Annotated in this window: 19 protein-coding genes; all 19 read left to right on the top strand. The window is 36.0% G+C overall.

The window, feature by feature from the left end; all coding sequences use genetic code 11:
• Nucleotides 1-6: 6 nt before the first annotated feature.
• Nucleotides 7-486 carry a hypothetical protein gene (locus LA754_RS02580; protein ID WP_457923701.1) on the top strand — a complete coding sequence of 160 codons (480 nt, stop codon included), beginning with the start codon at nucleotides 7-9 and terminating at the stop codon, nucleotides 484-486.
• A 2-nt stretch (nucleotides 487-488) separates the two neighbouring features.
• Entirely contained in the window at nucleotides 489-1,973 is a 1,485-nt protein-coding gene (locus tag LA754_RS02575) for an ankyrin repeat domain-containing protein (protein WP_457923700.1), read from the top strand.
• Nucleotides 1,970-3,796 carry a phage terminase large subunit family protein gene (locus LA754_RS02570; RefSeq protein WP_457923733.1) on the top strand — a complete coding sequence of 609 codons (1,827 nt, stop codon included), beginning with the start codon at nucleotides 1,970-1,972 and terminating at the stop codon, nucleotides 3,794-3,796. The genes LA754_RS02575 and LA754_RS02570 overlap by 4 nt, the downstream gene beginning before the upstream one ends.
• Nucleotides 3,789-4,013 (top strand): gpW family protein, encoded by a 225-nt coding sequence (locus LA754_RS02565; protein WP_265042084.1) that lies wholly within the window; start codon nucleotides 3,789-3,791, stop codon nucleotides 4,011-4,013. The genes LA754_RS02570 and LA754_RS02565 overlap by 8 nt, the downstream gene beginning before the upstream one ends.
• Entirely contained in the window at nucleotides 4,014-5,420 is a 1,407-nt protein-coding gene (locus LA754_RS02560; RefSeq protein WP_457923699.1) for a phage portal protein, read from the top strand.
• Entirely contained in the window at nucleotides 5,420-6,454 is a 1,035-nt protein-coding gene (locus LA754_RS02555; RefSeq protein ID WP_457923732.1) for a S49 family peptidase, read from the top strand. Before LA754_RS02560 ends, LA754_RS02555 begins: the two co-directional genes overlap by 1 nt.
• Before the next feature lie 77 nt (nucleotides 6,455-6,531).
• Nucleotides 6,532-6,906: a head decoration protein gene (locus LA754_RS02550; protein WP_457923698.1), complete on the top strand. Its 375-nt coding sequence runs from the start codon at nucleotides 6,532-6,534 to the stop codon at nucleotides 6,904-6,906.
• A gap of 16 nt (nucleotides 6,907-6,922) precedes the next feature.
• The gene (locus LA754_RS02545; RefSeq protein ID WP_457923697.1) at nucleotides 6,923-7,927 is read left to right on the top strand and encodes a major capsid protein; all 1,005 of its coding nucleotides are present in this window, start codon (nucleotides 6,923-6,925) and stop codon (nucleotides 7,925-7,927) included.
• 97 nt (nucleotides 7,928-8,024) lie between these two features.
• Nucleotides 8,025-8,342: a head-tail joining protein gene (locus tag LA754_RS02540; protein ID WP_457923696.1), complete on the top strand. Its 318-nt coding sequence runs from the start codon at nucleotides 8,025-8,027 to the stop codon at nucleotides 8,340-8,342.
• Nucleotides 8,335-8,853 carry a phage tail protein gene (locus tag LA754_RS02535; protein ID WP_457923695.1) on the top strand — a complete coding sequence of 173 codons (519 nt, stop codon included), beginning with the start codon at nucleotides 8,335-8,337 and terminating at the stop codon, nucleotides 8,851-8,853. The genes LA754_RS02540 and LA754_RS02535 overlap by 8 nt, the downstream gene beginning before the upstream one ends.
• Entirely contained in the window at nucleotides 8,850-9,326 is a 477-nt protein-coding gene (locus LA754_RS02530; protein WP_457923694.1) for a hypothetical protein, read from the top strand. Before LA754_RS02535 ends, LA754_RS02530 begins: the two co-directional genes overlap by 4 nt.
• On the top strand, nucleotides 9,313-9,777 hold the full coding sequence (locus LA754_RS02525; protein ID WP_457923693.1) for a phage baseplate assembly protein V: 465 nt from the start codon (nucleotides 9,313-9,315) through the stop codon (nucleotides 9,775-9,777). The genes LA754_RS02530 and LA754_RS02525 overlap by 14 nt, the downstream gene beginning before the upstream one ends.
• Nucleotides 9,774-10,031 carry a PAAR domain-containing protein gene (locus LA754_RS02520; RefSeq protein ID WP_457923692.1) on the top strand — a complete coding sequence of 86 codons (258 nt, stop codon included), beginning with the start codon at nucleotides 9,774-9,776 and terminating at the stop codon, nucleotides 10,029-10,031. The genes LA754_RS02525 and LA754_RS02520 overlap by 4 nt, the downstream gene beginning before the upstream one ends.
• A 2-nt stretch (nucleotides 10,032-10,033) precedes the next feature.
• On the top strand, nucleotides 10,034-10,369 hold the full coding sequence (locus tag LA754_RS02515; protein ID WP_457923691.1) for a GPW/gp25 family protein: 336 nt from the start codon (nucleotides 10,034-10,036) through the stop codon (nucleotides 10,367-10,369).
• A 2-nt stretch (nucleotides 10,370-10,371) separates the two neighbouring features.
• Nucleotides 10,372-11,172, top strand: coding sequence for a baseplate assembly protein (locus tag LA754_RS02510; protein ID WP_457923690.1), 801 nt, complete (start codon nucleotides 10,372-10,374; stop codon nucleotides 11,170-11,172).
• A 159-nt stretch (nucleotides 11,173-11,331) separates the two neighbouring features.
• A complete protein-coding gene (locus tag LA754_RS02505) occupies nucleotides 11,332-12,090 on the top strand; it encodes a hypothetical protein (RefSeq protein WP_457923689.1) in 759 nt (252 codons plus the stop codon).
• 104 nt (nucleotides 12,091-12,194) lie between these two features.
• Nucleotides 12,195-13,361: a phage tail protein gene (locus LA754_RS02500; protein ID WP_457923688.1), complete on the top strand. Its 1,167-nt coding sequence runs from the start codon at nucleotides 12,195-12,197 to the stop codon at nucleotides 13,359-13,361.
• A 167-nt stretch (nucleotides 13,362-13,528) separates the two neighbouring features.
• Nucleotides 13,529-14,248, top strand: a complete 720-nt coding sequence (locus tag LA754_RS02495; RefSeq protein WP_457923687.1) for an ankyrin repeat domain-containing protein — start codon at nucleotides 13,529-13,531, stop codon at nucleotides 14,246-14,248.
• A gap of 38 nt (nucleotides 14,249-14,286) precedes the next feature.
• Nucleotides 14,287-14,760 (top strand): ankyrin repeat domain-containing protein, encoded by a 474-nt coding sequence (locus LA754_RS02490; protein ID WP_457923686.1) that lies wholly within the window; start codon nucleotides 14,287-14,289, stop codon nucleotides 14,758-14,760.

Raw genomic sequence — 14,760 nt, 5'->3', positions numbered from 1 at the left:
TAGTTGATGGAAAAAATAACACAAACAGAATGGGCAAGAGAGATAGGAGTATCAAAGCAATATGTCTGTTATTTAGTAAAAAAAGGAATAGTTGAGTTGGAGGATGGTTTGATCAATAGAGAACAAGCAAATGAAGCAGTAGCGGCAATAAGAGATCCAAGTCAGCCACTGAGGAGGAAAAATCCAGAAAATGAAAATACAAGTAACCTTTCCACGATGTTGCTAAAAACTAGAATAAAAAATGAAATGGAACGAGGTAAACTTCTTGAGGCAAAAGCTAGGGCTGAGATAGGAGAACTTGTGTCAGTAGAGGAGGTAAAAACCGAAGCATTTAATGTAGCAAGAGTTGTCCGTAATAATTTGCTTAATATTCCAAATAGAGTTTCAGCGCTGCTTGCATCACTGAGTGAGACTGAAAAGATTCATATGGCGCTAACTGAAGAGATTACAAACTCACTTGAAGAATTATCTAACGCTAAATTTTAATAATGTCTGCTAAGTTAAGTTTAGAATTAATAAAGTGCCTCATTAATCAACCTGGATTAGATGTTAATGTCAGAGGATTAAATGGAAAGACACCACTACATTGTGCTATAGAATTTGATGAATTAAGCATGGTGGATTTGTTACTCACGAAGAAGAATATTAATCCTTTTGTTGAGGACAATGAAGGCAAAACCTCCTTAGATTACGCCAAAGAAGGGAAAAAAGCAGAAATATTACAAGCGTTAATTAGTAATAAATACGGATCAGAACAAGATAGCTTACTTCACTTAGCTGTAATGATAGGTGAAATTAATGCAGTTAGATATTTGATAAGAAAAGGTATTGACGTTAATGTACGAAATGCTCTGCATCATACGCCATTACATCTAGCAGCAGGCATAGGACATGAAAATGTTGTCAAAGTTTTAGTGGAAGAAGGAAGCGCTGAAATAGATGTCTTTGATGCACGAAATCAGACACCAATGCACTATGCAGTTAATAATAAAAAGTTGGAGATAGTAAAGTTACTGCTAAAGCTTGGAGCAGATGTAAATAGTGCGCGCATGGGACAAAACTCAATGAAATTGTCACCTGTGCATATAGCTGTAAGTAATACTAATTACGATGAAAGAGATTTGTGTTTGGATATCCTCAAATGCTTAATAAGGGAGCCTAATGCTCAAGTCAATTTGCAAGACTACGAAAATAAAACGCCACTACATTATGCTGAAAGACTTAAAACAATAGAAGTTTTACTAACGCGAGAAGATATAGATCCTCTGGTAAAAGACGATAGCGGTAAAACACCATTTGACTACGCTAAACCTGAGATAAAGAAGGCTTTGATGAGCAACAAATATGGATCTGAAAAAAATAGTTTATTACATTTAGCTGCACAAAGAGGAGAAATTGAGATTGTAGATGCAATTTTAAAAGAAGAAATCAATATTGATATTGTAAATAATAAAGGTCTATCACCGATTTATCTTGCTGCAGAAAAAGGGCATTTACATGTAGTAAAGTTATTGCTGAAAAAAGGAGCAAATTATACACCTGTTTTGCACTTAGCAATCAAATCAAACAATTTAGAGTTACTTAAAGTTTTGTTTACTGAAAAAAATGGGGCATTGCTCTGCAGAGATACCGTTGTTAATTTTCCAACCCTTCATAATAAATATATAGCACAGAGAGAAATAGCAGATAAAAGGACGAAAAAACATAATAATATTATCTGCATCTATACTACAGTCAGCGCAATAGCAGTAGCAGTATATATAGGGTTGATAACAACAACAATAAGCAGTGCAATCATTTTTGCAACAATAACAGGGATATTTGCGCTTGTTATAGCAATAATGATAAGTGAGGTGAGCAAAAGATATATAGAAAACGAATTTCAGAAAAAGATGTTTATGGAACTGGAGGAGTGTAGTTCTACTGTTAATGATATTGAGATAGAACCAATGATGAGTAGATGCAGACAATGATATATGCTACAGCTTTTTCTGAAGGTTTAAGACCAGATCCAGAGCTTAAAGTATCAGAGTGGGCGAATGAGTATCGAGTTTTAGCAGCAACTGCAGCATCAGAGCCAGGTAAATGGAGAACAGAGAGAACGCCATACCTTAAAGAAATCATGGATTCACTTTCTCCGTCCTCACCAGCAGAAAAAGTAGTATTCATGAAAGGAGCACAGATTGGGGGAACAGAAGCTGGTAACAATTGGATTGGCTATATCATCGATCAAACACCAGGACCAATGTTAGTTGTGCAGCCAACAGTTGAAATGGGAAAGCGTTGGTCAAAGGGAAGATTTGCACCACTAATTGAGAGTACACCATGTTTAAAAAGTAAAGTAAAAGACCCAAGGTCAAGAGATTCAGGCAATACTGTACAAAGTAAGGAATTTCCAGGTGGAATAGTAGTAATAACTGGAGCAAACAGCAGTGTAGGCCTCCGATCTATGCCAGTAAAATATCTCTTTCTTGATGAGATAGATGCGTATCCAGGAGATTCAGGAGGAGAAGGAGATCCAGTACTGCTCAGTATTGCTCGAACTAATACATTTGCACGGCGAAAGATTTTTTTAGTGTCAACACCAACAATTCATGGAATAAGCAGAATTGAAAAGGAATTTGAAGCAACAGATAAGAGATATTTTTTTGTTCCATGTACGCATTGTAATTACTATCAAGTTTTAAAATGGTCACAAATAAAATGGGAAGATAAAAATCCAAATACAGCACACTATATATGTATAGAATGCGGTAAAAAGATAGAAAATCATCAAAAGACAGAGATGCTTGAACGTGGAGAATGGAGGCCTACTAATAGAGTAAAAGGTGAGAAAAAAGGATTTCATCTTTCAAGTCTTTATAGTCCAGTAGGCTGGTATAGTTGGCAACAAGCAGTAGAGGATTTTCTCCATGCAAAGGAAAGTGAACAATTACTGAAAGTTTGGATAAATACCACTTTAGGAGAAACTTGGGTAGATAAAGGAGAAGTACCAGACTGGAAGCAATTATTTAACAGAAGAGAATTTTTCCCCATAGGCACAGTACCAAAAGGAGAAGTGGTACTTACTGCAGGTGTTGATGTCCAAAAAGATCGGTTAGAAGTAGAAGTTGTCGCATGGGGAAAAAGTCGTGAAAACTGGTCAATAGATTATCGAGTATTTGAAGGAGATACAGGAGGTGGAGAAGTATGGAAAAGGCTTTCGGAGCTCCTCAATCATCATTTTATTGGTAAAAATGGGCTTGAATACATGATAAGCATGATGGCAGTTGATGCTGGATATGCAACGCAAGAAGTATACAATTGGGTAAGAGGTCATCAGGGCTCTGGAAGAGTAATGGCAGTGAAAGGTGTAAATAAAGCACTAGTGCCGCTGAGTAGCCCAAGTAGAGTTGATATAACAGTTGGCGGGCAAAAGCTGAAAAGAGGAATAAAGCTATGGCCAGTAGGAGTATCGATATTAAAATCAGAGCTTTTTCAATTACTTAATATTTTAAAAGAAGAAGGAAAAGCTCTACCTGGATACTGTCATTTTCCTGAGTACGCACCTGAATATTTTAAGCAGCTAACAGCAGAGCAATTAGTCAGCAAGGTAGTGAAAGGATATACTAAACAAGAGTGGCAAAAGGTAAGAGAAAGAAATGAAGTACTAGATTGCCGAATTTACGCGAGAGCAGCATCTATTGCTTTAGGAATTGATCGTTGGCCAGAGAGTAAATGGAATAGTTTAAGTGAAAAATCAGAAAGTAAAAAGCCTAAAAAAGTAAGACAGAGTAAGTGGTTGGAAAATGTATAACGAAGAGTATTTGTTTCAAATTGAAGAAGCGATAAAGAAACTACAAAATGGAGAGCGAGTAGTATCAATTGCATATGGTGATCATGTTGTTCGGTACGGGGAAGTTCAGATAAATGATTTATTGAATTTAAGACAACGAATTAAGGCTGAGTTAAAAGTTGCAGGTATGAAGCCAAAGAGAAAGATTATTTTTTCAACGAGTAAAGGAATTTTATAAATGCTGCTAAAAACCTTCAAGCAATTGTTTAACAAACCAAAAATCAAAAGTTCTGCTTGGGATGCAGCAGGCTCAGGAAGAAGATTTTTTCACTTTCAACCAGAGTTAGGAAGTATAAACAATTTGCTGTCTCAAAACCTTGAAACTTTACGTAGTAGATCACGTGACATGGTGAGAAAAAATCCTTACGCTGCAAATATAATTGATACGATAGTAAGTAACTCTATTGGAACAGGAATAAAACCGCAATCAAAAGCAAGAGATGGGGAATTTCGAAAGAAAGTACAAGAATTATGGCTAAAATGGACAGATGAAGCAGATAGTAGCGGAATAAGTGATTTTTATGGATTACAAGCTCTGGTATGTAGGAGCATGATAGAGGGAGGAGAATGTTTTGTACGACTCCGAACAAGAAAGCTAGAGGATGGATTTTCTATACCATTACAACTGCAAGTACTTGAGTCTGAACATTTAGACAATAAAACAAATCAAACTTTAGGAAATGGTAATGTAATAAGAAATGGGATTGAGTTTAACAGGCTTGGTCAAAGAGAAGCTTATTACTTATTTAAAGAACACCCTGGTGAAGGCTCGTTTGGTGAATCAGTGAGAGTGCCAGCAAATGATGTTTTACATATTTATAGACCATTAAGACCTGGGCAAATCAGAGGGGAGCCTTGGCTTTCTAATATACTGCTAAAGCTTTATGAGCTTGATCAATACGATGATGCAGAATTAGTGAGAAAAAAGACAGCAGCGATGTTTGCAGGGTTTATTACAAGACTTGATCCAGAAGCAAATATTTTAGGAGAAGGTGAAAGTAATGAGCAAGGAGTAGCACTATCTGGACTGGAACCTGGAACAATGCAGCTTTTAGACCCAGGAGAAGACATAAAATTTTCAGAGCCGTCTGATGTTGGGGGAAGTTATGAAGCATTTATGAGACAGCAACTGAGGGGAATAGCGATTGGTACAGGGATAACATATGAACAGCTAACAGGAGATTTAACCGGTGTTAATTATTCATCAATCAGAGCAGGATTAATAGAGTTTCGTCGTAGATGTGCTATGCTGCAACACAACATTATGGTATTTCAATTTTGCAGACCAGTATGGAGTAGATGGCTAGAGTTAGCAGTACTTTCTGGAGAACTGAGTACAGATGAAAAAGTAGTAAAAGCAGCGAAAGAAGAAGTAAAATGGATATCACAGGGATTTGATTGGGTGGATCCACTGAAAGATCAGCAAGCACAGCAAATGGCAGTAAGAAATGGATTTAAGAGTAGGTCAGAAGTAGTGTCAGAGATGGGTTATGATGCTGAGGAAATTGACCAGGAAATTGCTGAAGATCAAAAGCGTGCAAATAGTCTTAACTTAATGTTTGACTCTGATTGTAAAGGATTATGATGCTCTTAGGAAAACCATTAATGCTTGAACCAAGGAGTTTTGAGCTATTGTCATTGAACAATCAAAAACATCCCACGTTTAAAAACATAAAGCACTCTATCAAAAGTAATGTAGAAAGAACTGCAATAATACCAATTTATGGAATCTTGACGAAAAAACCAGGTGCGTTTGATAAAATGCTTGGAATGACATCATATGAGCAAATAGAAGAACAAATTACACAATCATTAGCAGATAGCGGTATAGAAACAATCCTTTTGGATATAGACAGTCCAGGAGGGGAAGTAAACGGTATTTTCGACTTGGCTGATTTTATCTATAGTGCAAGAGGAAAAAAGAGGATAATAGCGATAGCAAATGATGATGCATACTCTGCTGCATATGCAATAGCTTCAAGCGCTGAGAAGGTATTTGTGAGCAGAACTTCTGGTGTTGGCAGTATTGGAGTAATAGCAAGTCATATAGATCAAAGTAGATTTGATGAAAAGCAAGGTATTAAGTACACCACAATCTTTGCTGGTAGTCGAAAGAATGATTTAAATCCACATGAGCCAATGACGTCTGAAAGTCTGGGAAGCTTACAAAAAGAAGTAGACCGACTATATGAAATGTTCGTCCAGCTAATAGCACGTAATCGCAATCTTTCTATACAAGCAATCAAATCAACGGAAGCAGGGCTATATTTTGGCGAGAAAGCAGTAGAAATAGGTCTTGCAGATGGAGTTACAACATTTTTTGAATTTATCAACAATCATAAAAGTAGGAGTGTTAGTATGACAACTGATGAGTTAATTGAGGAAAGCTACGAGAACTATCGTAGAGAAATTTTAGAGATAATAAGATTATGTAATATATCAAAGATGCCAGAAAAGATAGGAGAATTTATTGAGCAGGGCGTCAGTGTTGAGCAAGCCAGGGAAGTTTTAATGGAACTGCTAGCAGAGCGAACGAAGAAGACAGAGATACTGAGTGCAATACCACAGAATTCAGGAGAAGATTTAATGATACAGGTAGCAAGAAGTCGTAGGAGTTAAAGTATTTTTATAACCGCCGCGTACAATAACTACAAACATGGCGGTAAAACTAAAGGAAAAAAAGGAGAAAAGAAAATATGACATGTATAACCGAACAAAATAATCTAGGTGACTTATTAAAGTATGAGGCATCAAGTCTATATTCAAGAGACCAAATAACTGTAGCGAAAGGTCAAAATATTAAACTTGGTACAGTAGTTGCCAAGAAGACAGATGATGGTTTTATTAGAGTGCTGAACCCCACTGGAACAGACGGCACACAAACAGCAGTAGGAGTAATTACAACCGATATACATAGCAAAGATTCTGACATGAAAGGAGTAATTATTACTCGCAGTGCAATGCTAGCAGATCATGCAGTGGTGTGGCCAGCAAATATAACTGAAGAGCAAAAAACAGCAGCGATAAAACAACTAGAAACACGTGGAATTATCATTCGCAAAACAGTCTAATTTAAGGAGAAATTCAATGCAAAATCCATTTACAAATACAGCATTTAGCATGACGGCACTAACAAATGCGATGAATATATTGCCGATAAATTATGGACGAATTGAAAATTTAAATTTATTTCCAAGTAGGTCAGTGAGATTTAGACATATTACCATAGAAGAGCAAAATGGAGTATTAAGTTTACTACCAACGCAAGTTCCAGGAGCACCAGCAACAGTGGGAAAGCGTGGCAAAAGAAAGGTAAGAACATTTACGATTCCACATATCCCACATGATGATGTAGTGTTACCAGAAGAAGTGCAAGGAATAAGAGCATTTGGATCAGAAAGTGAACTGAAAGCGCTGGCGGATGTAATAACTGATCATTTGCAGCTAATGAGAAACAAACACGCAATAACATTAGAGCATTTGCGAATGGGAGCGCTGAAGGGAATTATTCTTGATGCTGACGGGTCAGAATTATTAAATCTGTACAACGAATTTGAAATTACACCAAAAGTAGTAAATTTTGCACTGGGAACAGCGACAACTGATGTAAAACGTAAGTGTCTGGAAGTACTCCGGCATATAGAAGATAATCTAAGTGGTGAATATATGACTGGAATTCATGCACTGGTAAGCCCTGAGTTTTTTGATGCATTAACTTCGCATAGTAAAGTGAAAGAAGCATATGAAAGATGGCAAGAAGGTGCAGCACTTCGAAATGATATGAGGTCAGGATTTACGTTTTGTGGAATAACATTTGAGGAATATAGAGGACAAGCAACTGATCCTGAAGGAACCGTGAGAAGATTTATTGACAAAGATACAGGGCACTGTTTTCCACTAGGAACAGCAAGCACATTTACAACATATTTTGCACCAGCAGACTTTAATGAGACAGTAAATACTCTTGGACAGCCACTTTATGCAAAACAAGAGCCAAGAAGATTTGATAGAGGAACTGATTTGCATACGCAGTCAAATCCTCTGCCAATGTGCCATAGACCAGGAATACTAGCAAAAATTGTTGCAGCATAACAATACTGGTAGAGTAACTACAAGGTGGTGAGGCACAGAACGACTCTACCGGTATGCGCTTTCTTAGCATGTAAAGGTTAGTATATCAAAAAGAAATATGCAAGAGAATATTAAGCAATTATTGGAGGATTGTTTTAAGCATCTAGGAGTGGAAGCCATATATTGTAATCGAAATAAGGAGGGTATTCGCAGAATAAAAGTGCTAATTAAACGTCCTGAGACTACTTACTCTCTAGGTGCAGATGGAGCATTAACTCAGCAAATTGCTTCTATAGAAATACGTGATCAGGACGTTACTTCCTTTAGCATAGGTGATTATATCAAGATTGAAAAAAGGTTCTACAAGATTTTTGAACCACCGTTAAAAGATTCTTCAGGTAAAATATGGAAAATTGAGGCAATAGAAAGTGTTTGATATAAAAACTAATAACAATATTAATGAAATAATCTCCAATATTGAAAGAAAAGAGCAGAAAATAAGACTGGCAGCTATAAAAGCGCTGAACAAAACAGCAATATGGCTAAAATCACAAGCAGCTAAGGAAATCAGTGAGGAAAAGAGAATAAAATTAAGTTTGATAAGAAAGAGATTAAGAATTTTTAAGGTGAAAACTAGCAGATTAGAAGTGTTAATTAGAGCAAATCTCTATGACATTAGAGCATCGACAATTGGCAAAATACAAAAAATAAGAAGAGGATCGAAAGTAGGAAAGCATGAGTTTATAGGAGGATTTGCAGCAGTTATGCCAAAAGGAAATAGCGGTATTTTTAAGCGTGAAGGAAGAGCAGCATTGCCAATAAAGGAAGTTAAGTTGCCACTAGAACCTGAGGCTTCAAGGATAATAGGGAATCTTGTTAATTATGAAGTTGAAAAGGTATTTGAAAAATTCTTCCACCGCGAATTAAGTGACATTACACCTATATGAATTGGCAAGATTTACATCAAGCAATTTGCAGCACACTGAAGGAAGAAATACCGGCTATACAGACATGTGAAATTTATCCAGCAATAAGGAAAGAATTATTAGCACCAGCGGTATTTGTGGAACTTAGCAGCTTTGAAAAAGGAAGTGATCCAGGAACAGAAGAATTAGCTCTGAAAGCAAGGTTTGAAGCGAGGATTGTAGTTGATGGAACAGTCGAGAATTCCTCGTTAGTTGTAAGGTCATTAGCAGCAGAAGTAGCAAGAGTAGTAAATAAAAATACTTGGAACGTGAAAAATGTTTTGCCAGGAGAATTTATCTCTGCGGAAATTGACGGATTTAGACCCGAATTAGATGCATATTTGGTGTGGATGGTTGATTGGAGTCATCAGCTTCATTTAGGTAAATCAGTATGGGAAGAGGGGAAAATTAAGCCACATAAAATAGCAGTGGGAGAAATGCATGTTGGAAAATAATTTTGCCATTGCAGAGTTACAGAGAAAAGTAGCGAATATCATTCGTATAGGAGTTGTAAAAGAAGTAGATTATGAAAAAGCAAAAGTAAGAGTGAAAATAGGAGAATTTTTAACAGATTATTTACCGTGGATAACGAGTAAAGCAGGAAAAGATAGAGATTGGTCTCCGCCAGATATCGATGAACAGGTATTAGTATTGTCACCATTGGGAGAGTTATCATTAGGAATAGTATTACCAGGAATATATCAGGAAAAGTACCCTGCACTAGAAAATAAAAAAGAAATAAATAGTGTGAAGTTTCAAGATGGAACAAAGTTTACATATGATAAAGAGAAGCATCATTTAGAGATTGAAGTAGCAGACAAAATAACACTGAAGGCTGGAGGATCGAGTATAGAAATGACAAAAAGTGAAATAAAACTGAAAGCAGAAAGGATCGACTTAAATTGAACAAAGGAATAGTGAGATTAGGGGACTACTGTGGAGAAGCTATACCGCATTTCTGCATTAGCGGCAGTAACAATGTTTTTGTAAATGGTAAGCCAGTTTGCCGTAAAGGAGATAATTTTACAGAAGGAAGAGTATTAATTGAAGGATCAAAAACAGTTTTTGCCAATGGGCTTGGAGTGGGAAGAGTTGGTGATATGGTTTCATGTGGGTTTAAAGTAATAAAAGGCAGTGAAAGCGTCTTTTTTGCAAAATAGAAATGAAGGGTATTGATGCTAAAACAGGAAAAGCGTTAGAAGAAATAGACCATCTTAAACAATCAATTATTGATATATTAACCACTCCAGTAAACAGTAGAATAATGAGGAGAAGTTATGGTTCCAGGCTATTTGAATTAGTTGATAAACCGATAAATAGAGATTTAACACTTGAGATATATGCATCAACAGCAGAAGCACTGGGGAAATTTGAGAGGAGATTTAAGTTAGAAAAAGTAAAAATGACAGAGGTGAAAGAAGGAAAAGTAACGCTTGACCTAGAAGGATTATATGTACCAAGTGGGAAAAACATTCGCTTTGATGGAATGGTTATATAAGTATGCAGCAGCCAAATATTATCGAACCACTGAACTTTGAAGAGATTTTTTCTCGGATGAAGGAAGAGTTAGTGAAGAGAGATGAAAGTTTTACAGCATTAGTAGAAAGTGACCCAGCGATGAAGGTTTTGGAAGTTGCAGCATGGAGGGAATTGTTACTAAGACAAAGAATAAACGAAGCTGTAAAAAGTAATTTACTTAAGTTTGCAATGGGAGAAGATCTTGATAATTTGGCTGAGTTTTACGGAGTAGAGAGGGAAAAAGAAGAAGATGATGAAAGATTTAGAAAGAGGGTAAAAGCAAAAATAAAAGGCTGGAGTACAGGAGGAAGTAAAGAGTATTATCGTTATCATGCACTGTCAGCAGATAGCAGAGTTCAAGATGCGTTAGTAGAATCGCCTACACCAGGTAAAGTGCAGATTTCAATCTTATCAACACAATTATCCACAACTGGCATGGTGTCAGAAGAGCTACTAGAAATTGTAAAAAAGCAGGTTATTAGAGATGATATAAGGGTTTTAACAGATACAGTAACAGTAATTGGTTGCAATATTACGGAAATAGATATTCACAGCAGAGTGAGCGTAAGTCCTGTAATATCAGAGGAAGAAATTAAGAAGCAGTTTATTCAGAAGTTTGAATTAGCAAAAAGATTAGGGTGGAGTGTGACAAGATCTTGGATAATAGCGAATCTATTTGTAGATGGTGTAGAAAATGTGGAATTAATCGAGCCAAAAGAGGATGTTGTGGTTCTAGGTAATGAATGTGCAGTTCTTGGTCATGTTAAATTAGAGGAAATATAGGATTTGAAATGTGTTCTTTTACTAGTAAGCACTTTTAAGAAGTTCATAATATTTTTGAACATATTACATTAGCAGTAAATCAATTGACACGATATTCCCCAGATTATATTGTATATGTGGAATACAAAACTTAGATAGGTAACATTAGGGGGTATTTTAATGGCACAGGAACAACAATCAAATGCAAACTTTTGCGGGGCTGTAGGCAGAGCACTACTTTTGCCATTACATGCAATAGTTTATGTATTTAATCCATGTAATTGGTGTAATTCATCAAATAAGGTTAAAAGAGATGCAAGAGTTGCATTAAAAGAAGTGGTGGATGGTTATCCAAGGGTTTGTTTACATGCAGAAATGTTAAGAAGCAGTACAGAGTTGGGCATGAAGATCTTGAAAGTTGAATCTGGATTTGTTGCATTTTCAATACCCAGGTGCTTTTCAAGTAAAGTGAACAAACTAAAGCAGAAAGAAATTGACGATCTGCAAAGAGAACATCCCAACATCAAACTTAGTAAGGAAGACAAAACAGCTATTATTGAGATTGATATTGTGGAAATTCAAAGAGGGTTGCATGGTAGAAAAGCTATTATTAACCAAATTGCAGGCAGGATATGTTCAGACCTAAAAGCATTGACACGAGCTGGCATTGAAAAAGTATCATATGGTGATATGAAGCTCATTTACAGTATTGCAAAAGCGTTGCATGATAGCCATAACTATACTAGAAGCGAGGAGAAAGAGATATTCACAAAATCTGATGGTGCTATGGTAATTTGCATTGCCAACAAAGGTATTGTATCTCTTGGTGGTAGAAATCATAGAATAGAAGATAATAAAAAAAACAGAGTATCTCTAAATGAGCCTGGAAGTAGTATGTCTAATGTAACGGCAAGCAGTTTTTACGTTAAGCACATTTAGTAACAGATGCACTTTTAATGAGGAAATTTCTGTACCAAGGTTAGAATTATCTCTTGTTCACTTATGTATCATATAAGCAAAAGAGTTAGAGCAAGAAAAAGCAAATGAAAAGTTTATTACCGCCAAACGCAACAAAGCAAGAGCAAGCGCTGGTTGATGCAATCGATTATAAAGTTAATCCAAGTTTCATCAGAGGGTTTAAGTTCAGCCTGAAAGAAGAAATATCACCATGGATAATAGAAGAATATGGTTTAGAAGAGATACTGCGTTGGGCAAAAGAGAAAAGAAGAGCGATAAAAGAAGGGGTAGAATTTCAGCGTTTAAGAGGAACACCTGCATCACTAAAAATAGCGCTAAAATGGGCAAATATAGAAGATATTACAATTATCGAAGAGCCACCTGGAAAGCATTTCTTTGAGTTACAGATAGGGATAAGGGATGTTCCAAATAACTTCTTTGTAGATGCGGTTGTAGAGCTTGCAAAACTATCGTTACCCGTAAGATCGCGGCTAATGAGGATTTTTAACGATTATTACAACGTTGACAGGTTTATTTTAGATGAGAGTGTATTTGGCAGCTTATTATCAGATTACTCAGGTACAAAGGTTGAAAAAGATGGACCAGTACTATCGTTTGGAAGAATAAATTTTTTCAGTTCCAGAGGTCCGTTAGTAGAGATTGTAGACAACTATTTAAGAGAGCATTATGAACAAGCATTTAGTAATGACATATATCGGTTGAATGTAGCAGTTCTTGGGGAAACAGAGCCTCACACAAAGGATTACAAAGGCATTTATGAAAGAAGTCATCAGTGGTATAACTTAAAAGCCCTGTATCCTCTGACTCAAAGCTTATTACCATCGATTAAATTTGCTAAAGCGCAGATAGTATTATCGGACAGTTGGAACTTAGGAGAAACAAATGCGTGCTTTCCGGTTGGTAGCATAGAAGAAGAAGGAAATAAATTTGTATTGGGAAACGATAAACTTTCAGGGCAACGTTGGAATTTAAAACACAAACCAATTTTAGAAAGATTTAGCGTTATTCATTTTTATCAAACAAAGAACTTCATTGACCAAAAAATAGTAGGATATGTTATAGCAGAACACAATATTAGGTATGAAAACGATTTAAATTCAGAGCAAAAAGATTCAATACACGAATTAGAAAATCATATTTTAGTATTTTACCCAGGAGTACTGAAATGGCACGAACATCAACATTTGCACAGAAGTTGGAAAAATAGTCAAGTAATATGTGTAATAAGTTAAGTACTTATATTTAGATCCTCATATATTATATTAACAATAGTTTAAAGTGTATGAAATAAAAAGAAAAGGACTTGCTTTCTCATGCTAAAAAGGACATGACTTGAATAGCAGCAGGTAAATATAAGAAATTTATCTGACGCTAGAAAAGCTAGTTTTGTGAGGTAAGTATGAAGTTTAGCAAAGAATCTTTTAGTAAGTTTTTTAAAGAAGTATCAAGTAAAAACATTAATAAAAGAAATGAAGAAGGAGAGACGATCTTGCATCAAGCAGTAGAAATCTCTGATTACAAAACAGTGAGATTATTAATAAAAAAAGGGGCTGAGGTTAATGCAAGGGATAAAAATGGTTATACACCACTACACTGTGCAGTATTTGCGAAAAGCTTAGAAAATGTAAAAGTGCTGCTAAGGGAAGGAGCAGAAGTAAATGCCACTCAATATGTCACTGGATGTACGCCACTGCACTCTGCGTGCAAAATAGGAGGAGCAGGAGTTGAAATAATAAAAGAGCTGGTAAAAGCAGGAGCTGAAGTTAATCAACTGAATAAATATGGTGCAACACCAATGTACTATATCTGGGAAAGTGAAAAGTATTCTTTGTGTGATAGAGAAGAGAGTGAAAAGGCAAGTAAATTTTTAAGAGAAAAAGGAGGAATAACAAAAAGTAGAGAACTGACGTGCTATGGAATAGAGGGGCTAGTAGGAGAAATAGCAGACATGTTGAATGGAAGCTACATGCCGGAGCTAAAAATAATAGAAATAGGAGAAATAAGGAAGAGAGACAAATCGCTAATAAAGAAAGAATGTCGAAATTTAGCAAGCAAAATAATGAACCAAGTGAACGAAATGATAGATGAGGCAGAAAATGTAGTAGGAAGAAAGGCTTAAAAAGGGGACTTGATTTTAAAGAAAAGGTGAGGTGGATTATGTTAAAGCTTGGCAAATTTAATAAATCAGCAAAAGAATTATTAGAGAACTCATTTAAAAGTATTTATGCAAGAGACAAAAAGGGAAGAACAGTTCTACATTACGCAGTAGACGCAAAAACAGTGAGATTATTAGTTGAAAAAGGAGCGAATGTAAATGCAGCAGATGTAGGAGGATATACAGCACTGCATCTAGCGGTAACGGAGAAACGCATAGAAACCGTGAGAGAATTGATAAAATCAGGAGCGAATGTAAATGCTGAGGAATATGGAAATAAATGCATACCTCTACACCTTGCGTGCATGGTAGGTGAAAAAGAAATAGTGGAAGAGCTAGTAAAAGCTGGAGGAGAAATAGAACAAGCGGATAAATTTGGAATGACAGCAATGGATTATGCGAAAAACAGCAAAGAGATCACTGAAATATTGAAGAAAGAAACGGACAGAATTGAAAAGTTATTTATGAGAGGCTGA

The sequence above is a fragment of the Wolbachia endosymbiont of Muscidifurax uniraptor genome, from assembly GCF_054149795.1.
Note: the sequence above shows the minus strand (reverse complement) of the source record. Positions and strands in the feature narration are given on the sequence as shown.